The sequence below is a fragment of the Winogradskyella sp. PC-19 genome, assembly GCF_002163855.1.
Classification (GTDB): domain Bacteria; phylum Bacteroidota; class Bacteroidia; order Flavobacteriales; family Flavobacteriaceae; genus Winogradskyella.
Window position 1 is genome coordinate 2345960 of record NZ_CP019332.1, and the last position, 19934, is coordinate 2365893.

Annotated in this window: 21 protein-coding genes and 1 pseudogene; 10 read left to right on the plus strand and 12 right to left on the minus strand. The window is 33.0% G+C overall.

The window, feature by feature from the left end:
• Positions 1-33: 33 nt before the first annotated feature.
• From BTO05_RS10765 to BTO05_RS10785, 5 genes are read left to right on the plus strand one after another with little or no spacing between them, the layout of a single operon-like run.
• Positions 34-1110 (plus strand): diphosphomevalonate/mevalonate 3,5-bisphosphate decarboxylase family protein, encoded by a 1077-nt coding sequence (locus BTO05_RS10765; protein WP_087492668.1) that lies wholly within the window; start codon positions 34-36, stop codon positions 1108-1110.
• 23 nt (positions 1111-1133) lie between these two features.
• Positions 1134-2063, plus strand: a complete 930-nt coding sequence (locus BTO05_RS10770) for a mevalonate kinase (protein WP_087493348.1) — start codon at positions 1134-1136, stop codon at positions 2061-2063.
• 4 nt (positions 2064-2067) lie between these two features.
• Positions 2068-2970: a geranylgeranylglycerol-phosphate geranylgeranyltransferase gene (locus tag BTO05_RS10775; RefSeq protein ID WP_087492669.1), complete on the plus strand. Its 903-nt coding sequence runs from the start codon at positions 2068-2070 to the stop codon at positions 2968-2970.
• A complete protein-coding gene (locus BTO05_RS10780) occupies positions 2971-3918 on the plus strand; it encodes a carbon-nitrogen hydrolase family protein (RefSeq protein ID WP_087492670.1) in 948 nt (315 codons plus the stop codon).
• Between the two features lie 41 nt (positions 3919-3959).
• On the plus strand, positions 3960-4799 hold the full coding sequence (locus BTO05_RS10785) for a pseudouridine synthase (RefSeq protein WP_087492671.1): 840 nt from the start codon (positions 3960-3962) through the stop codon (positions 4797-4799).
• 126 nt (positions 4800-4925) lie between these two features.
• Here the strand turns inward: BTO05_RS10785 and BTO05_RS10790 are convergent, their stop codons facing one another.
• Positions 4926-5444, minus strand: coding sequence for a RidA family protein (locus BTO05_RS10790; RefSeq protein ID WP_410529715.1), 519 nt, complete (start codon positions 5442-5444; stop codon positions 4926-4928).
• Between the two features lie 610 nt (positions 5445-6054).
• On the opposite strand from BTO05_RS10790, the gene BTO05_RS10795 reads away from it, so the two are divergent.
• Entirely contained in the window at positions 6055-6810 is a 756-nt protein-coding gene (locus BTO05_RS10795) for a GLPGLI family protein (protein ID WP_157662572.1), read from the plus strand.
• A gap of 59 nt (positions 6811-6869) precedes the next feature.
• Here BTO05_RS10795 and BTO05_RS14205 read toward each other — a convergent pair whose 3' ends face one another.
• The 5 genes and pseudogenes from BTO05_RS14205 to BTO05_RS10810 form a co-directional block, all read right to left on the minus strand.
• Entirely contained in the window at positions 6870-7541 is a 672-nt protein-coding gene (locus tag BTO05_RS14205; protein WP_232459733.1) for a tyrosine-type recombinase/integrase, read from the minus strand.
• Positions 7542-7646, minus strand: a pseudogene (locus BTO05_RS14275) (hypothetical protein); the annotation flags it as partial.
• A gap of 12 nt (positions 7647-7658) precedes the next feature.
• Positions 7659-8042: a hypothetical protein gene (locus BTO05_RS14210; RefSeq protein ID WP_232459734.1), complete on the minus strand. Its 384-nt coding sequence runs from the start codon at positions 8040-8042 to the stop codon at positions 7659-7661.
• Positions 8043-8074: 32 nt separating this feature from the next.
• Positions 8075-9100, minus strand: a complete 1026-nt coding sequence (locus BTO05_RS10805; RefSeq protein ID WP_087492674.1) for a transglutaminase domain-containing protein — start codon at positions 9098-9100, stop codon at positions 8075-8077.
• A 9-nt stretch (positions 9101-9109) separates the two neighbouring features.
• A complete protein-coding gene (locus BTO05_RS10810; protein WP_087492675.1) occupies positions 9110-9520 on the minus strand; it encodes a carboxypeptidase-like regulatory domain-containing protein in 411 nt (136 codons plus the stop codon).
• Positions 9521-9726: 206 nt separating this feature from the next.
• Here BTO05_RS10810 and BTO05_RS10815 point away from each other — a divergent pair, with 206 nt between their 5' ends.
• Positions 9727-10041, plus strand: coding sequence for a hypothetical protein (locus tag BTO05_RS10815; RefSeq protein ID WP_087492676.1), 315 nt, complete (start codon positions 9727-9729; stop codon positions 10039-10041).
• Here the strand turns inward: BTO05_RS10815 and BTO05_RS10820 are convergent.
• Genes BTO05_RS10820 through BTO05_RS10845 form a run of 6 tightly spaced genes read right to left on the minus strand, consistent with a single transcriptional unit; the run spans position 10038 to position 16991 of the window.
• Positions 10038-11417, minus strand: coding sequence for a mannosyltransferase (locus BTO05_RS10820; protein WP_087492677.1), 1380 nt, complete (start codon positions 11415-11417; stop codon positions 10038-10040). The two genes, BTO05_RS10815 and BTO05_RS10820, sit on opposite strands and share 4 nt — an antisense overlap.
• Before the next feature lie 28 nt (positions 11418-11445).
• The gene (locus tag BTO05_RS10825) at positions 11446-12936 is read right to left on the minus strand and encodes a cellulose synthase family protein (protein WP_087492678.1); all 1491 of its coding nucleotides are present in this window, start codon (positions 12934-12936) and stop codon (positions 11446-11448) included.
• Entirely contained in the window at positions 12936-13625 is a 690-nt protein-coding gene (locus BTO05_RS10830; protein WP_087492679.1) for a glycosyltransferase family 2 protein, read from the minus strand. Before BTO05_RS10830 ends, BTO05_RS10825 begins: the two co-directional genes overlap by 1 nt.
• The gene (locus BTO05_RS10835) at positions 13622-14092 is read right to left on the minus strand and encodes a toxin-antitoxin system YwqK family antitoxin (protein ID WP_087492680.1); all 471 of its coding nucleotides are present in this window, start codon (positions 14090-14092) and stop codon (positions 13622-13624) included. Before BTO05_RS10835 ends, BTO05_RS10830 begins: the two co-directional genes overlap by 4 nt.
• Entirely contained in the window at positions 14092-15684 is a 1593-nt protein-coding gene (locus tag BTO05_RS10840) for a 4Fe-4S binding protein (protein WP_087492681.1), read from the minus strand. Before BTO05_RS10840 ends, BTO05_RS10835 begins: the two co-directional genes overlap by 1 nt.
• Before the next feature lie 2 nt (positions 15685-15686).
• The gene (locus tag BTO05_RS10845; protein WP_087492682.1) at positions 15687-16991 is read right to left on the minus strand and encodes an NAD(P)/FAD-dependent oxidoreductase; all 1305 of its coding nucleotides are present in this window, start codon (positions 16989-16991) and stop codon (positions 15687-15689) included.
• Between the two features lie 212 nt (positions 16992-17203).
• On the opposite strand from BTO05_RS10845, the gene BTO05_RS10850 reads away from it, so the two are divergent.
• Genes BTO05_RS10850 through BTO05_RS10860 form a run of 3 tightly spaced genes read left to right on the plus strand, consistent with a single transcriptional unit; the run spans position 17204 to position 19880 of the window.
• A complete protein-coding gene (locus BTO05_RS10850) occupies positions 17204-17914 on the plus strand; it encodes a DUF547 domain-containing protein (RefSeq protein WP_087492683.1) in 711 nt (236 codons plus the stop codon).
• Positions 17915-17944: 30 nt separating this feature from the next.
• A complete protein-coding gene (locus BTO05_RS10855; protein ID WP_087492684.1) occupies positions 17945-18835 on the plus strand; it encodes a hypothetical protein in 891 nt (296 codons plus the stop codon).
• 34 nt (positions 18836-18869) lie between these two features.
• Positions 18870-19880, plus strand: coding sequence for a glycoside hydrolase family 113 (locus tag BTO05_RS10860; RefSeq protein ID WP_087492685.1), 1011 nt, complete (start codon positions 18870-18872; stop codon positions 19878-19880).
• Positions 19881-19934 lie beyond the last annotated feature (54 nt).

The window sequence follows — 19934 nt, forward strand, 5'->3', positions numbered from 1 at the left end:
AATTTACTTATTTTTGCATCAGAATTTAAACCAATGACAGAGCAAGATTTTATTCTTAAAGACTATAAAACCAACGTTGAAAGCGGAAAAGTAAAATGGGAATCACCTAGTAATATAGCTTTGGTGAAATATTGGGGAAAAAAGGAACATCAAATTCCAGAAAATCCATCTATCAGTTTCACACTATCTAATTGCAAAACAATTACTGAAGTCACTTATACCAAAAAAGAAGGTGATGATTTTAGTTTTGATGTGATTTTTGAAGATAAAAATAATGAGGCTTTCAAGCCAAAAATCCAAACCTTTTTTGAGCGTATTGAAGCTTATGTCCCGTTTTTAAGATACTATCATTTTAAAATTGAAACGTCTAATACGTTTCCGCATAGTTCTGGTATTGCATCTTCAGCTTCAGGTATGAGTGCCTTGGCTTTGTGTTTGATGAGTATTGAACGTTCACTGAGCGGAGTCGAAGTGAGCGAATCTTATTTCAATCAAAAAGCGTCCTTTTTAGCGCGTTTAGGCTCAGGGAGTGCTTGCAGAAGTATTGAAGGCGAATTGGTAGTATGGGGAAATAATAAATCGACAGAGAGTTCAGATTTATTCGGCGTCAAATTTACGGAAGACATCCATCCAAATTTTCAAGACTATCAAGATGCTATTTTATTAGTGGATAAAGGTGAAAAGCAAGTCAGTAGTACTGTTGGGCATAAACTAATGTTTGGTCATCCTTTTGCCCAAAAACGCTTTGAGCAAGCTCATGAAAATTTAGCAGAATTAAAAGATGTCCTCATTTCAGGAAATCAAAAGCGATTTATAGAAATTGTTGAAAGTGAAGCTATGACGCTTCATGCGATGATGATGACAAGTATGCCATATTTTATACTAATGAAACCAAATACGTTAGAAATCATTAATAAAATTTGGCAGTTTAGAGCAGAGTCAGGTTCTAATATTTGCTTTACTTTAGATGCTGGTGCTAACGTACATGTCTTGTTTCCAAAGGCTGAGCAAGAAAAAGTTTATGAATTCATTAAGACCCAGTTGGTTGGTTATTGCCAAAATGGTCACTATATTTGTGATAACGTCGGAAAAGGTGCTCAAAAATTATGAGTATTCTAACAGACAAAGAAACTATGAAAGGTCCCCTATTTTATTCTAAAATTCTGTTATTCGGTGAATACGGAATTATTAAAGATTCTAAAGGATTATCAATTCCATATAATTTTTATAATGGCGCGCTCAAAGTTGATGAAAATCCATCTGAAGAAGCCATAAAATCAAATCAAAGTTTAACCCGTTTTGCAGTCTACTTGAAAGAGATAGATACTGATTTGGTTAATTTTGACACAGAAAAACTTCAGGGTGATGTTGATGCTGGTATGTACTTCGATTCTTCAATACCACAAGGTTATGGTGTTGGTAGTAGTGGTGCTTTAGTTGCTGCGATTTACGATAAGTATGCAACAGATAAAATTACTGTTTTAGAAAATTTAACTCGAGAAAAACTTTTAAAACTAAAGTCCATTTTTTCAGAAATGGAGTCTTTTTTTCATGGTAAATCCTCTGGATTAGACCCACTAAACAGTTACTTAAGTTTACCGATACTAATCAACTCAAAGGATAATATTGAAGCTACAGGTATTCCTTCTCAGAAAACTGAGGGTAAAGGTGCTGTATTTTTGTTAGACAGTGGTATCGTTGGAGAGACTGCCCCGATGGTAAGCATCTTCATGGAAAACATGAAAAATGAAGGTTTTAGAAGTATGCTTAAAGAGCAGTTTATAAAACATACAGATGCTTGTGTGGATGACTTCTTAAAAGGCGATATTAAGTCTCTATTCAAAAACACAAAGCAATTATCTAAAGTTGTACTTAACAACTTTAAACCAATGATTCCAAAACAATTTCACGAACTTTGGAAAAAAGGTATCGAAACTAACGATTACTATTTGAAGCTATGTGGCTCTGGTGGTGGTGGCTATATTCTTGGTTTTACAGAGAATATAGATAATGCAAGAGAAGCTCTTAGAGGTCAGAAATTAGAAGTCGTTTATAATTTCTAAATCCATGTTACCGAAGGCTCAAAAACACTTCATTTTAAAGGTTTTTAGTCTCTTTTCTGTGGTACGCGGTTATAACATACTTGTAGTTGTCATCGCTCAATATTTAGCAGCTATATACATATTTGCCCCAGATTTACATTTTAAAGATGTATTATTTGATATTAATATACTGATGTTGGTTTTGGCATCTTCAGCTACAATTGCTTCGGGTTATATTATCAATAATTTTTATGATTCGGAAAAAGACTTAATCAATCGTCCAAACAAAAGCATGTTAGATCGTTTGGTGAGTCAAAACACTAAGCTTTCTATATATTTTACACTTAATTTTCTTGCAGTAATTTTTGCGAGTTATGTTTCTTTCAGAACAGTACTATTTTTTGCGTTATATATTTTTGCAATTTGGTTTTATTCTCACAAGCTCAAAAAAATGCCAATTACAGGCAACTTGGTTTCAGCGATACTAACTGTAACACCTTTTTTTGCTATTTTTATCTATTATAAAAATTTTGAATGGGTCATTTTTATGCATGCCTTGTTCTTGTTTTTGCTTGTATCAATGCGAGAGTTGACAAAGGATTTAGAAAACATAAAAGGTGATTTAGCTCTCAATTACAGAACTGTGCCAGTAGTTTATGGAGAAAATGTCGCCAAATATTTACTCACGGGTGCTATATTAATCACTTGTTTTTCAGCATTTATTCTAATTGTTTATTTCGAAATTGGATACATGTATTATTTCTTTTATGCAAGTGTAATTTTACTGCTTACTTTTCTACTACTGTTATGGAAATCTAATTCAAAAACACATTATCTATGGCTTCATAATATTCTGAAGTTTATTATTGTTGCTGGGGTTTTTTCCATATTACTTATAGATATTAATCTTGTTTTAAATCGATTATAAATGAATACGACACTAAAAATTGCCATGGCGCAAATTGCTCCAGTTTGGTTAGATAAATCAGAAACACTAAAGAAAATCGAGAAATCAATTTCTGATGCAGCCAAAGAAAATGCCGAGCTTGTTGTTTTTGGTGAGGCTTTACTACCAGGTTATCCATTTTGGTTAGCTCTAACTGGTGGTGCTGAGTGGAATACAGATGTCAATAAAAAGTTGCATGCACATTATGTAAGCAACTCTATTTGTATAGAAAAAGGAGAATTAGACTCGGTATGTAAACTAGCAAAAGCAAATAAAATGGCTGTGTATTTGGGTATTATGGAGCGCCCTGAAGATCGAGGCGGACATAGTATTTATGCATCATTGGTTTATATCAACGAAAGAGGAGAAGTGCAATCTGTACATCGTAAACTACAACCAACCTATGACGAGCGTTTAACTTGGGCACCAGGTGATGGTAATGGACTAAAAGTACATTCGTTAAAAGCATTTACTGTTGGTGGACTTAATTGTTGGGAAAATTGGATGCCGTTACCAAGAACTGCATTGTATGGGCAAGGCGAAAATTTGCATATTGCAGTATGGCCAGGAAGCGACCATAATACAAAAGATATTACTCGTTTTATTGCCAGAGAGTCACGTTCTTATGTGGTTTCTGTATCGAGTTTAATGGCAAAAACAGATTTCCCAAAAGACACACCTTACTACAACGAAATCGTTAAAAACGCACCTGATACTTTAGCCAATGGCGGTAGCTGTATTGCTGGACCAGATGGCGAGTGGATTGTAGAGCCAGTCTTACATAAAGAAGGACTTATCTACCAAACGATAGATTTTAATTGTGTATTAGAGGAACGACAAAATTTTGATGCTGTCGGTCATTATTCACGTCCAGATGTTACTAAATTGACAGTTAATACAGAGCGTCAAACAACTGTAGAAATAAAATAGCACATGTTAACTATTGTCTTACCTTTGCAAAAAATTAAGCAATGACCAAACAGCAAGGCAATAAAGGAAAAGGGAAACCCGCACGTAATCAAAAAGATAGTGTGGGCAAAAAGCCATTTGTAAAAAGAAATGCGCCTTTTAAGAAGAAAGCTGCACCAAAAAGAGCATCTAATCCAGATGAGATTAGATTAAATAAATACATAGCTAATTCTGGAATGTGTTCGCGTCGCGAAGCTGACGAAAATATATCTATAGGACTAGTTACCGTAAACGGAAAAGTAATTACAGAAATGGGTTACAAAGTAAAGTTAGGTGACGAAGTAAAGTTTGATGGGAGACGAATCAATCCAGAGCCAAAAGTTTATGTATTGCTTAATAAACCAAAAGGTTTTGCAACCACGACTGCCGAAGGTAAAGGCAGAACAGTAATGGATTTGGTATCTAATGCTACTAGCGCAAAAATAAAACCTATAGGCAGATTAGGGCGTAACTCTTTAGGGTTATTGTTATTTACTAACGATGACGAAGTCGTACAGAAGTTTACCAATTCTAAAAATGGTGTAGGACGATTGTTTCAGATTGAATTGGATAAGAATCTAAAGTTTGAAGATTTAAAACAAATCCAAGAAGGTTTTAAGGTGCAAGGAAAACAAGTTGCTGTCGAAGAGATAAGTTATATTGAAGGAGAACCAAAAAACAAAATCGGGATTAAAATCAAGAACACAGGAAACACAATTCTGCGTACTATTTTTGACCACTTTAATTACGATATAGTAAAGATAGACTGTGTAGCGATTGCGCACTTAACCAAAAAAGATATACCAAGAGGACATTGGAAACACCTGACGATTCAGGAAATAAACACTTTGAAGATGATTTAAAAAAAAAGCTGAAAATTTAATTTTCAGCTTTTTTTATTCTTAAACAGCAGAAAGCCTTAATGGTCTAAAAAAAAATCTCCTTCGGAGATTTAGAAAGCTATACACGTTGTTATGTATCCGTACTTTTTATTTCGATTTATGTACTTCAAGTTCGATTTCAACCATAAATTCGGGCAACGCCAATCCTTTTACCTCAAGCCAAGAGCCAGTTGGAAATCCGTTTTTATAAATTTCAGCTCGATATGCTGATTTTTCTAGCATTTGTGCCATATCGGTTGTAAAAATATCTTCCTTTACCACATCGTCAAATGTGCAGCCAAAGTGTTTTAATATTTTTTCCAAATCAGCATAACAGTTTTTCATCTGCTGTTCTATATCGCCAATTGCAGTTGGGTTTCCTTCATCGTCCATGCTTACTGCTCCAGAGACTTTAATACTATTTCCGATTTTTACAGCGTGTGAATATCCGTAAGCTTTCTCTACCTCAGGTCGCAAGAGAAAATATTCAGGTTTCTCGAATTCAACAATTACTTCTTTTTCAACTTCTTTTGATTCTTCCTGTTGCTTTTCTTTACAACTTTGGAATCCAAAAGCAAAAGTCAAGAATGCCATGAATAATATCAGTCGGTTGGTTGTTCTATTCATAATTTTAATTGATTACTGATTATTTTAGTTTGTTTTCGAATTTTCAATTATTAAGTTGATTTTCGTTTTTTGTATGAAGCACAACGTCCACTGTGTATGGCGAGTGAGGCGCGCCTCACGGGAAGCCATAATTGCGCCTCATTTGTTATACATACAGTTGTGTGTAGTTTTGTGAGGAGTTCTCGTAGACTTGACTAAATATACAACAAATTAGGGAGGCGTGATTAACAGTGGACGTTGGTATGTAATTAGTAGAAAAGGAGCGTTTGCAAAACGCGATTCTACGTGCCGCAGGCAATTACATACCAACGGTCTTGTGTATGGTTAGTTGCGTGTTTCAGCAACTAATTTAGTAAACAAAAACGAACGCGAGAAAATTCCGAAGGAATTTTCCAAGTAGGCACTTACCCAAGCAATTAATTATACACGGTGTTGTGACCAGTTTTTATTAATTCAATTTCAAGTTTTTTCTCAAGATTGGAGTTTATTTCATGTCTAATATTGTTTAGAGATATTCAAAAATTAAATATACATTAACTATAGTTAACACAAATTAACTCTTTCTTATAAAATGATTCTTTTCTTTGGAATAATAATTAAAAAAAAAATTATGATTGATTTTAAATTAACACTAACACTCGTTATATTTCTATTTGGAAACCTAATTAATGCTCAAAATACTAGTGAGAAATATTTAGTTAGTTATCTAGAAAAAAGAATTAGTAGCGAAAAAGGACTTAAAAGAATAGACAAATTTCCAAACCTTTTGAAAGAAAGAATGTTGAAACAAATCAACGAAGGTGAAGAGAAATTCCTTTTTATAGATAATTATGAATCTGTTTATTCATTAAAGAAAATGATAAAAAGAAAAGAAACAGTTATAGATGAGGTAAGTCCAGAAGAGACTATAGAAACGACCTCAAGTTTGGCTACAACCGAGTATTTCAAGAAGAGTAATGATTCATTGCTTGTGTTAAAAAAAAATATTGGTGATGATATTCACATCATAAAAACAAATTTGTACCCATTCGAATGGAAACTAATTGACGAGGCTAAGGAAATAAATTCGATAAATTGTAAGAAAGCTACAACAGTTGATGATAAAGGTAACGAAATAGAAGCCTGGTATACAGAAGATATTCCAATATATAATGGACCTTCAATTTATGGCGGACTACCAGGATTAATAATCCAACTAAAAACAAAAAATCGTTTTTTCAACGTGCAAACTATAGAGAAAACAAATACTGAAGAAAAAATTGACTTTCCATCTACAAAAAATTCCATAACGATGGAAGAATTTAAGATACAGTTTAATTCAAAGAATGATTCTGGGTGGCATGTTAAGAATCAAGGAAAGATATAATTAATTCAATTTCTTCTGAAATTGGTTACAACTAGTTATATACCAGTAAATATATGGTTTTATCTGTTTATTTTACGGGATAAACCTATATTGTTGTTTGTTTTATCCGTAAGTTTTTTTACTGCGATATCCAGTGGATTTGTTATTTGCATTAAATCTTTTTTTGTAACATGTGTATAAATCATAGTAGTTTCTGGCCTAGAATGTCCTAATAAGACTTGTATATATCTAATGTCTACACCATTTTCTAACATATGTGTAGCATAACTATGTCTTAATACATGAGGTGTAACTTTAATTGATGTTTGTGCTTTTAAACTATTTCGTCTTAAGAAGTTTCTAATACTTTCTGCACTATATTTCGTGTTATTCTTACCTTCAGCAAAATAATTTACTGGTTTATACGTATTAAGGTAATTTAATAGAAGTGGTATAAAGCTTTCGGCCAAATTTACATAGCGGTCTCTACGGCCTTTACTTTGCGAAACCAAAATCTGTTTTCTATTTATATTAATGTTCTTTAGTTTTAGATTAATTAGTTCACTAACTCTGAGTCCACAGGAGTAAAGTAACGCTGTTATTGCTCTATGTTTTAAATTTTCTGTGTGCTGTAAAAGTGATATAACTTCATTTTGAGACAAAACTTTGGGTAGTATTTTATCTTTTTTTGGACGTGTTAGTTGTAAATTATTAATCTGAGTTGTAGGTTCAAAAACAATAAATAATTTCACTGCACTTATAAATTGTCTTTGTGTGCTAATGCTATATTTTTGCTTTATAAAAACTGTTTCTATGAAAAGTTCAATATCTCTATTGGTTAAATCTGACAACAATTTCTTTCCGTGAAATTAAATAAAATCGGCAATAAAGTGTGTATATGTGTTAATCGTACTTTGGCTATAACGTTTACCTTTTAGGTATTTGTAAAACCCGTTAAGGCTATCTTTTTGATTTTGATTTAGGTTTCGACTTTTAGTGCTATTTTGCTTTTTAGAAGTATTGTTATATGATGTGAAATCTAATTTTGCAAAGTCCTTTAAATAGGTTTCGATTTGTTTTAAATTAGCCTTGCTATCATCTAAATACCATAATTTTTTGCTGCTACTCCATCTGGCTTTAGTTAATGTTCGTGTAATTTTTATAATTTTTTCGTTGTAATTAAATTTTAAACCTATCCGACTTTCTCCACGATGAAAAAATCTAACAATATCGATATTTGGGAGTACTTCCATATGGATTAAAAATACTAAAAATATGTTTTGTGTTACAAAAACCGTTTTACCTTATATACGTAACTAGCTACAAGTTGTTCGTTGATACTTAGATGGATATCATAAAACCCATATTTTTTTAATACATAAGAAAGCGAGAGTTTTCGGTTCTTAAACTCTAGAGTGTCTGCTTTGATTGTTTTTGTATTTATACCATCATCGAAGGTCAATGTTACTGTTTTTGGCTCAATATTTGGCTTTAGCGTATATTCTAAATTTAGAGTGTAGTTGCGAGGCACCTCATTATATAGTTTATTAGGAAGCTTATGTTCGGCTAATATTTTGTAAGCTTCGTTATACACAATTGGCGCCTCAAAAAAACTGGTGAATGTTGGTAATGGCCCGTCAAGTAAAAACCATTGTTGCTCTAATGGAAAATGGTTAATCGCAAAGAGTTTTGGTGTGGCTAAAAATAAACCGTCATTATATTCAAATTTAAACCTGCCATTATTTAAATCTTGTACGCCACTGGCCCAAGTTGGGTCACAGAGGTACCATTTATTGTTTAGTTTTACGGCGTTCCAGCTATGGTTAGGGTAGCGTAAATCTTCAGGATTTCCTGAGCTTGTTTTGCCAAATCCGTTTATGATATTACAATCGATATTGGCTAAGTTGCTTAGCGTTTTAACCATGTAGGCATAACCGGTGCAAATGGTGCGCTTTCTTTTGAGTAAAGTCTTAAAGATTCGTTTTTTAAATTTCTCATTCCAAGCCTCTAACTTTAAACTATCTTCTTGGTAGCGTTTACGTTTGCGTTTGTTTTTTGCATAAAGATTATAGTCGTTTTTTACATTAGTACACACCCATAAATAAATAGCCCTAAAACGCTCTACATCGGTTTCAAGGCCATTGGTAAGATTGTATGTTAACTCTTGTAAATTATCTAAAGATGCACCTTTATTTACCTTAGCAAGGCTATCGGCTTTTTTAAAATTTATGTGGTCAAAATCCCAAGATTGTGCTTGACTCTTTAAGACACAAACTAAAAATAACCCACAAAAAAAATAAAGATATTTCATCTAAATAGTCTAGCTCTTTTTTGGACGTTTACTCTTAAATCTTTTGTTGGTGTTAACAGCACTTAATACATCTATTGGCGCTTCTTTCATAAAGATTTCGACATAGGTAGAGGTTTCTTTTACCGTTAGAGATTGTTTTTCATAACCCAAATAGCTAAAGATTAAGACATCTCCTACCTTTAATTGTGACGGAAATGTAAAGCTGCCATCTGTTTTTGATACGGTACCAGTTTTGGAGTTTTTAAGGTAGATGCTTACACCATCTAAAGCGCCAATTTCGCTATTAATGACACCTTTTACTGTTACAGATTTACTCTGTGCTTGTATTGGGTTACATAAAATAGCTGTTAGAAATAAAAAACTTAAAATAAATAAGGACTTACCAAAGATGTTACTCTGTTTTGTGTGCATTGTTTTCATAATGTATATATTTTGTTTCACCTAAAACTAAAGCCTCTCAGCTTTACTTTCAACTAGCGATGAGTTATCGTTGATTATGGTTTAGTAAAGATAGTATTTTATTGAGTTATCGCTTTATCGAAAAAGTAGCAAAAATTAATATTAAAATGATTTTTGAATACTTTTCCTTTATAAATTAGTACTACTAAAATTATTTCTTTTTAGATATGAAAGACAATTTAAGACGTGTTATTGTTGACTTTAAGAAACTAACACCAGAAATTTTGGCATTGCTTGTAGAAAAGTATCCTGATGGTTATGACGACAAGCATATCATTGAATTTAAAAATGCTAAAAATGAACTTATTGAAGCTGTAGAAGTTACTACTGAAGACACTAAATATTTAGTAAAGGTTAGTACTAAGTTAGCTGTAACTATGGAGAATTATGACGAGGATGATTATGATGATTATGGCGATGATGATCCAGAAGCAGTAAAAGCACCTGAGGATATAAATGACGATGTCGATTTAGGAGATTAAATTCTAATCTTACGCCTTAGTAATACTTCCCAAATAAAGGCTGAAAATACTATGGTATATTCCAGAGCTATAATCCATAAATTTTCAGACTTATCGGCATTACCAATACTTATATATGCTAAATAACTGAGTATAATAGCAACGCTCCATATTAGTGGAAATCTATAATTTGTAAATAAACATAATATAACTAAAGTCGCCAAATACCATGGGTGGACAGTAGTGCTCAAAAACAAATAATAAGTAAAAGCTATGAGAATAGAGCTTGTTAATTTGGGTATTGTGATATTTTTTCTGAAGAATGAAAAATAAAGGATAATTAGTAACGCCACAACAGGAAGAATTTTACCAATAGTTTTAATCTCATTGTAACCTGTAATTGCATAACCTATTTCTCTTGCTAGGTAATATATACTTGCGTTAAACTCAAAATTATTAAACCAAAGTCCTACAGTTTGGGCATAATTATCAATAAATTTCATGGAGAAGAAAGGAAGAAATAATGCCATGGTTGAACCAATCACTATGACGTAAAATAGAACTAGATTTGTCATTCTGAGCGAAGCCGAAGCATCTTTTTTCCTTTTCCAGAACCAACCAAAGAAAATTGGTAAAAACATTAACGGAATTAACTTGACAGAAATCGAACAAGCAAAAATGACTGCTGCTAATTTCCACCTATTAGTTTGGAGCAAATATAGACTCCATACAAGGAAGAAAATCATAACACCTTCAAAATGAAGATTACCTGTAAGCTCAATAATTATAAATGGATTTAGCATATACCACCAAATACGACTCGAAGGTAATTTTAAGGCTTCTAAGAGCTTCTTTCCGAAGTATAGCGTTCCTATATCGGCAGCTATGATTAATACTCTTAAAGAGACGATTGCTCCTGTAATACTTTTACCCGAAAATAAAGCAGCTATATAAAAGCAGAATTGATTAATCGGAGGATAATTGGTAAAATGTGATGCATTCAAAGTACCCATACCGTTATACAATTCTTTTGCCTGTTCAACAGGAAATTCAGAATTCTGAATAAATGAATCTGGTGTATATAAATAAGGATTGAAACCTTCAAAAAGCATGCGTCCATCCCAAATAAAACGATAAAAATCTTGAGATAGATTTGGGATTGCAGGTAAAAAAACTAGTCTCATAAGAATTGAGGCAATAACTAGTAAGCTAAAATTGAAACCTGCAGATTTCTTTAAAAAATAAGCGCAAATAAATAGTGCAGTATAAAGCAGAACTAGTTTTGCGGCTTCAGTCCTAGCTAAATCATAAGCAAAACTTGCATACAAAATTAGACTCACCAAAATACATAGTAGTGGCGCTTTATGAAATTTAAATAAGCTTGGGTTTAATAGCATTGATTAAAGATAATGCAAACTCTGGATATTATGCCTTAGAACCTAAAGACTTAAAAAACACATAACCAAAACCAATAAAAAGCATTAAGTGAAAAGGGAACAATCCAAAGTCACCACCTTGGTCACCAACAATAAATGCACTGTACATACCAAAACCAAAATATAGCATTAACCCACCTTCGATAATAACATGTGGCGATACCTTTTTGCGTAGGTATTTGTTGTCTTTCCAAGAATCTTTTAAAGTACTTATGTTGAATTTAGGTGTTCTTACAAACTCACTACGTTTGCCTACATGTCCTTCTAAAACGGCTATTGTGTTATGCAATGAAAATCCCATGGCTATCGAGAAGAATGTAAAAAACATCCCAATATAGCTAAAGAATTTTTTGAAGCCACTACCATAGATACTTTTGTACATAAACCAGTAACACACAAAAAAGATGATTGTACTAGTTACAAAGAAACTCATGATGTAAAAGTAGTTACGAAGGTGTGCATATTCGTTTTTAATATACAACATTGGTATACTAAGAATGGCAACTGTAAATATGCTTAAAAACATGGTGCTATTCAATAAATGAAGCAGACCATGTATCTTAGTTTTAGCAGAAATATTTTTTGATTTTACAACACGCCAAAGCATTTTTCTAAAGTTCTCAGCACCACCTTTATTCCATCTAAATTGTTGTGAGCGTGCTGCGCTTATTACTACTGGCAGTTCTGCAGGAGTTTCGACATCTTCTAGATATTTAAATTCCCAATTTTTTAATTGTGCACGATAGCTTAAATCTAAATCTTCGGTTAATGTGTCGCCTTCCCAGTTACCAGCATCGATAATGCAGTCTTTTCGCCAAACACCAGCAGTACCATTAAAATTGATAAAATGGCCTTTGCTATTTCGTCCTACTTGCTCTAAAGTAAAGTGCGCATCTAAAGCAAATGCTTGAATTTTTGTTAGTAAAGAGTAATTACGATTAATGTGTCCCCAACGTGTTTGTACGACACCGATTTTTTCATTTTTGAAGTAAGGGATTGTTCGTTTTAACCAGTTTGGTTGTGGCAAGAAATCAGCATCAAAAATGGCAATAAATTCACCTTTTGCAATTTCTAAACCTTCCTTAAGAGCACCAGCTTTAAAACCTTGTCTATCTGTACGTGTAATATGAATAATATCTAGGCCAGTTTGGGCTAGTTTTTCAATATGCTTGCGCGTACTTTCAACAGTTTCGTCAGTAGAATCATCAAGAACTTGAATTTCTAATTTCTCTCTTGGATATTCTATTAGAGCGATATTTTCTAAAAGTCTGTCCATAACGTACATCTCGTTAAAAACAGGAAGTTGTATGGTTACATAAGGGATTTCATCAGAATTTGATAAGTCAAATTTTTCACAAGTATCTTTTTTCTTCTTAGAAGAAAGGTAATTAGATAACAAGTTTAGTTGTGCCAAAGCATACATGAAAATTAGCATGATGGCAATCGTGTAAATGACTATTATGATGTATTCTAAGAGCATTATTTAAAACTGTATTTAAAAATCCATGTCAGGATTTTTACGCCTGCAAATATAGCACCTTTTACCGTTCCTGAAACTTTTGAGACGCCTATTCTGTTTCGGTAGTTTACTGGGATTTCTCTGTAGCTATATTTTTTCTTTAAAACTTTGAGTTGCATCTCAACAGTCCAACCATAAGTTTTGTCTTCCATTTCTAAGGCCAAAAGTTTATCGTATTTTATAGCTCTAAATGGACCAAGGTCTGTAAATGTTGACCTAAACATAATCTTCATTAAAGTTGTAGCTAGCCAATTGCCAAAAATTTGAGGACCAGTCATACTACCAGTTTCACGTAAATTTTTATCCCTAGCGCCAATAACAAAATCTATATCTTCTCCAATTATAGGCTTAACAATTTTGGTTAATTCTTCGGGATAATCACTGTAATCACCATCTAAAAAAACGATTATATCTGGCCTAATAGTTTGCTGAGAAACATAATCCATACCTCTTAGACAAGCAAAACCATATCCTTTTCGATTTTCTACTAGTACCGTAGCACCCGCTTTTTTGGCATTTATTTCTGTATCGTCAGTAGAATTATTACTAACGACAATAACTTCATTAACGTAATTGGGTATATCTTTTATAACATGCGGAATAGATTCTGCTTCGTTATATGCAGGAATGATGACTTTTATATGGGTCATTGTAAATCTCTTAGTCTATTTTCTTTTTTGAATGACCTAAAATCTGTCCATTCTTTTATTTTTTTGCCCAAAGAATATTTTACAGCTGAAGCGAGTTTTTCATTTTTGTACATTAGACAATAGCCGTTTTTTTTACTAGCCTTTAATTGACATTTATGAATAACTAATCCTTTGCTATTATAAAAAATCCACCATTTAGTTTTTTCATTATTCTGAAAATGTCCTTCACTTTCTAGGCTGCCATCCAATCTATATAGTTTCCAAAATTTTGTTTTTTGTCCATTACTATAATGCCCTTCAGCTTTTAATTTTCCATTAGAATAATATGTACGCCAGTATTTGGTTTTTTTACCATTTTCTATCCAACCAGCAGATGCAATGGTACCATCTTCAAAATAATTTTTTTGATAGCTTTTTTGTGCAAATGCAAAGCTACAAATAAGACTAAGAAAAACTACTAAACGCATTATTTTTGATTTACAAGTTCCATTAAGTCAACATCATTACCTAATAAAACTTCTGTCGGATTAATACGTCCTTTCATACTATCATTCTCTAACTTTAACACACCTCTAGGACAAACTGCAGAACAAATGCCACAACCTACACAGCTAGAGCGTACAATATTTTCTCCTTTTTGAGCATAATGACGTACATCGATTCCCATTTCGCAACTGTTAGAGCAGTTACCACAAGAAATACATTGGCCACCATTAGTTGTAATTCTAAATTTTGAAAATAAACGTTGTTGAAATCCTAATATGGCTGCCATAGGACACCCGAAACGACACCAAGAACGACTTCCTAAAATAGGATAGAATCCAGTTCCTATAACACCAGAAAATATAGAGCCAATGTAAATACCATAAGCTGAACGTAAAGCACCACCTTTTATATAAAAAACATGATCTGTAGTCCCAGTAAAATGCATGATTAGTAATAGTGCTATTACCGAAAAGAAACCTATGGCGCCAAATTTTGCGTCTTTACCTAATTCTTGTCTCTTAAAATACATGACACCTGCAAATATCAGAGTCAAGAATCCTATGACTAGTGAAATAAATACACCACGTGTTAACCAAAAATCATTTTTATCATACCCTAAATAAGTATATATCATAGCAGTTGTCATAACAACCGAGAAAACGAGTACCAAATGAATCAACCAACGTTCTATTTTCCATGCAGACATTTTTTTTGAGGATAAATGTCTAAAAGAATCACCTGCAGTTTCTGCTAAACCACCACAACCACAAACCCAAGAGCAATACCATCGTTTTCCGAATTTATAGGTTAATATTGGTGTAATTATGAATATTGAAATGATACCAAATAGTATTAATGCCAAACCTATATTTCCATTTGAAAGAAAGCCGTTTACAGACCATTCATCAAAAATATAATAGTTAAGTGGCCATACACTTTTTAGGTCATAATATGGTAAATCATTATTCATGACATACATAAATTCCGGAATCAAAAAGGCAAAGCCTAATTGAAAAAACATTACAGAAAAAGTACGTAATTGTTGGTATTTATTGTGTCTGTATTTAAGGATAAACTTATAGCCAAAAGCTAAAATAGCTAATGTGTAAAGTGTACCGTAGACAAACCATTGGCTGGCATCTCTGCCAGATAATAATTGACTTAGCGGATCAAAGAGTGAGATTAACCCTGTGTTACCACCATCAACACCTTGATCTAAGCCTAGATATTTAGGGTAAAAGTAAAGCACTATATAAAAGCCTGTTAAGACTAAACCTAAAACCCATCCCCAAACACCTCTAGACGAAATAGATTTGAACCATTGTCCGTCATTTTTAATACCTTCTAATTTAGTTAGGTATGCTTCACGAGAATACACAATAATTCCACCAGCAATTAGTAATAATGCAGATGTTAAGAATATCCCTTTATTTGGAAAGTTTGTGTTTAATAATGCTAAAACAAAAATAAAAAGGCCTACAATTCCTGTTGCTAATGCTATTTTCTGTTTTGTTGTGATGTCTAAAGCATCTGGTTTTGCTAAGGACATGCTATGATTTATTTTGTTACTCATAATTATGCAGTTTGTAGTTGTTGGTTGTAGGTAGTTAATATTTCTGTTTCAAAACGTTTGTAAAATTCTGGATCAAAATTGGCTTCAGTAAGATTGTTCATCACAAAGTCTACATCTTTTTCTTCACTTAACCAGCGGTCAAAAACGTCGTGACGCATTCGAATACCAAATGTATTGATGCCCAAAAATTTATTAGTGTTTTTGTCGAAGGCAACTGTTATACACTTAGTGTCGTCTTCGTGTTTCCAATGAAAATGCTTTTCGTTTTCTGGACGACCTCGTTCTCCAAAAACCCAACCATAAGTTTGGTACTCTATATCCAGAAATTTTGCGGAGTTAAACCAATGTCCTGGCTTGTATTCGATACGATTACCACAAATAGTTTGGGCTAACGTTTCGCCCATCATACGTCCAGTATACCAAACTGCTTCGATTGGTCTTCGGTTACCAATAGCTTCATGCTGTTCTGCACAATCGCCAATAGCATACACGTCTTCAATATTAGTTTCTAAAAATCGATTCACTTTTACACCACGACCAGTTTCAATCTCTGATTCTTTTATAAAATCAATATTAGGAGAAACACCAGCCGTTAGGCCTACAACGCTGCATTCTAATTCCTCTCCGGTTTCTTCAATGATAACCGATTTTACTTTGCCATTTTCATCAGCTTTTATCTCTTTTAGATTGGTCGAAAGTCTTAAGTCAATATGATGATTTTTTATATGACGATTAATCATCTCACTTTCACCTGCAGGTAAAACGCCATTCCAAAAACTATTTTCTCGCACTAAAAAAGTTACAGGTATACTTCTGGAATTTAGCATCTCTGCCAATTCAATCCCAATCAATCCGCCACCAACGATAACAGCTCTTTTACACGTTTCCTTATTTGGCGCATATTTTTCGAGATTATCCAAATCTTGTTTGTGATACATACCCATAACACCATCTAGGTCTTGACCTGGCCAACCAAATTTGTTTGGTTTACTTCCTGTAGCAATAACTAATTTGTCATATTCAAGAGTATCTCTATTTGCAAAAAGAAGTGTCTTAGATTTCGTTTCGACAGTTTTTACATATCCTTTTTTAAGTTCGATTCTGTTCTTCTCCCAAAACCAATTTCCATAGGGTTGTGTGTGTTCAAATTTCATATGGCCCATATAAATATACATGAGTGCTGTTCTTGAAAAAAAATAGTCTGTTTCTGCGGAAACTATAGTGATTCTCTTATCGGATAACTTTCTTATATGACGCGCAGTTGTTACGCCAGAAATTCCGTTGCCGATGATGACAATGTGTTCCATTTGATTTGTGATTATTGATTGTTAGTTAGTGCTAAGTCGCAATGAAAGATAATAACTTAATCTGTATCTATAATTTAGAAACACTTTAAATAGGAAAAAAGTGTAAGGAATAATTATTTAAAGAGACGTGAAAATTCTTTCAATAAAAATGTAAGTACACGTATTTATGGTCGACAGAAGTGGCGTTACAATAACTAAGCAACTTAAAAATCATGAAAACATATATTTTAATAATAATTGCCCTAATCGGGACAAATGTGCAAAGTCAAAGTCTAGATAAATTCTTTTCACAAGCAGACGCTTTTTTTAAAACTAATGTAAAAAATGGTAAGGTTGCATATGCCGAGATACATAAAAACCAGACAACTTTAGATGCTTTATTAGAAATTGCCCAAGATGTTTCAGTATCCAAAAATGATGCAAATAACTATCAAGCCTTTTGGATTAATGCCTACAATCTCTCAGTTATTAAAGGGGTTATTGATAATTATCCAACAAAATCACCATTAGATGATGCTGATTTTTTTGACAAGACCACATATAGTTTAGCTGGTAAAAATATTACACTCAATGATATTGAACACAAGTTATTACGACCAGTGTTTAAAGATCCGCGTTTTCATTTTGTATTGGTTTGTGGTGCGAACGGTTGTCCACCACTAATTAATAAAGCCTATTTGCCAGCAACTCTAGATGCGCAACTAGAAGAACAAACAGTTAAGGCTATTAATGGAAGTTTCTTAAAAGTAAATATTAAGAAAAAGAGAGTCTCAGCTTCAAAAATTATGGAATGGTATAAAGAAGATTTTACCATGCATGGAAAAACAGAAATAGATTTTATCAATAAATACAGAACCGAAAAAATACCAGTAAAATCTAAGTTAAGCTACTTTGAATACAACTGGAATTTAAATAAACAATAACAAACTCAAACACTAAATAACAGACCAAAAATGAAAAAAATAATAGTATTTGCAATAGCATTAATCGTAAGTTTTACTGGATTCTCTCAAGAAGATGAGGAGCCGACAAAAAGTGTAATTCAAGAATATACACCATCAATTTTATTAAAAAAAGGGCAATGGGACATCAAGTGGTTTAATAACCTCTATACAGAAACAAAATCAACATTTAATGGTGTAGAGAGTGATATTGATAGAAATAATTTTTTTACTTCTAGTGTCGATATTTTCACAGGAATTTCAAATAGTAACCGCGTTAATATTGGTTTGCTTTTAGAGTTTCGCTCAAACGCTATTAACGGAAGAGACGCTTTAGATGTATTCTCATTTGATGGAGAACGCGGAACGGCACGTTCGGGATTTACCTCATTTGCGCCAGCAATAAAATTTAATCCAATAAAAAGTGTGTCAAATTTTACAATACAGACCGCTTTTCATATTCCATTAATTGATAACGAAACTGAAGATGGTGTGTTTTTAGACCAAGATGGCTTTATTTTTCAAAATAGATTTTTCTACGATTATAGTTTTCCAAGCGGTGACTGGCAATTATTTACTGAGTTAAATACTGAGTATAACTTTGGCGAGCAAGACAGTTTTGCTTACAATAGTTTACGTTTAACACCAGGTGTTTTCTTGAGCTATTTTCCAAGTTCTAAATTTACAGTCTTAGGATTTGTTCAGCATTTACAGTTGATTTCTTTCGGCGGAAACGATGCTGGTCAAAATGATTTTAGCCAGGATGCTTCTATTTTAGGCGCTGGTGCAAAATATCAGCTTACAGATGAATTGAATGTAGAATTCCTGTATTCTAATTTTGTGAGAGGAAATGATACAGGCTTAGGGCAAACTTTTAATATAGGTTTAAGAGCTTTATTCTAGAAATCATTTTATTTTAGGAGCTTAAATCTATATTATGATTAGAGTTAGGCTCCTAATTTGTTTTCTTTTTTCAATTTTACTCTCATCTTGTTCAGGCCAAAATGAAAAGGTAAATGGTGTCAGTTTTGTCGCTTACGGAAACCCAGTTGATGAGACGCATACAGAGCCTGTTGTTTCTAAAATCAATGCTAATTTTGCGGCTGTGATGCCGTTTGGATTTATAAGAGATATAAGTAACCCAGAAATAATTCATAACACCGATAGACAGTGGTTTGGAGAAACTAGAGCTGGTGCAAAGCAATATTCTGAAGAATTAAGAAAGCAGAATATCAAAATAATGGTTAAGCCACATATTTGGATACGTCGTGGCGAGTTTACTGGGTTTTTGGATATGAAGTCTGAAGAAGACTGGAAAAAACTTGAAGAAACCTATACCAGTTTTATTCTTGAATATGCTGATTTAGCTCAAGAAATCAATGCTGAAATTTTCTGTATTGGTACAGAACTTGAAAATTTTGTAGCTAAACGACCAAAGTATTGGGACGTTTTAATCAATAAAATTAAATTAGAATATAAAGGAAAACTAACCTACGCCGCTAATTGGGACGAGTATAAACATACACCATTTTGGAGTAAATTGGATTATATTGGTATTGATGCTTATTTTCCTGTAAGTGATGAGCAAACACCAACTTTTGAAACAAGTATGAAAGGTTGGAATAATCATAAGCCACAGATAAAAGCATTATCTGAACAAAACCAGAAGTCCGTTTTGTTTACAGAATATGGTTATCGAAGTGTAGATTATGCTGGCAAAAAACCATGGGTTTATGACCGTAGTATGACGGTAGTAAACATGGAAGCACAAGTTAACACTAGCAAAGCTTTGTACGAAACCTTTTGGAAAGAAGACTGGTTTGCAGGCGGATTTTTATGGAAATGGTTTATCGATTATGATAAAAGCGGTGGTAAGGATGACAATCAATTTACACCACAAAATAAGCCAGTTGAAAAGGTTATAAAAAATTATTATTCGGCATATTAGAATAAATCATCGTAAGGAATTTCTATATTTTGTGACCAATGGTTTAACAAACCA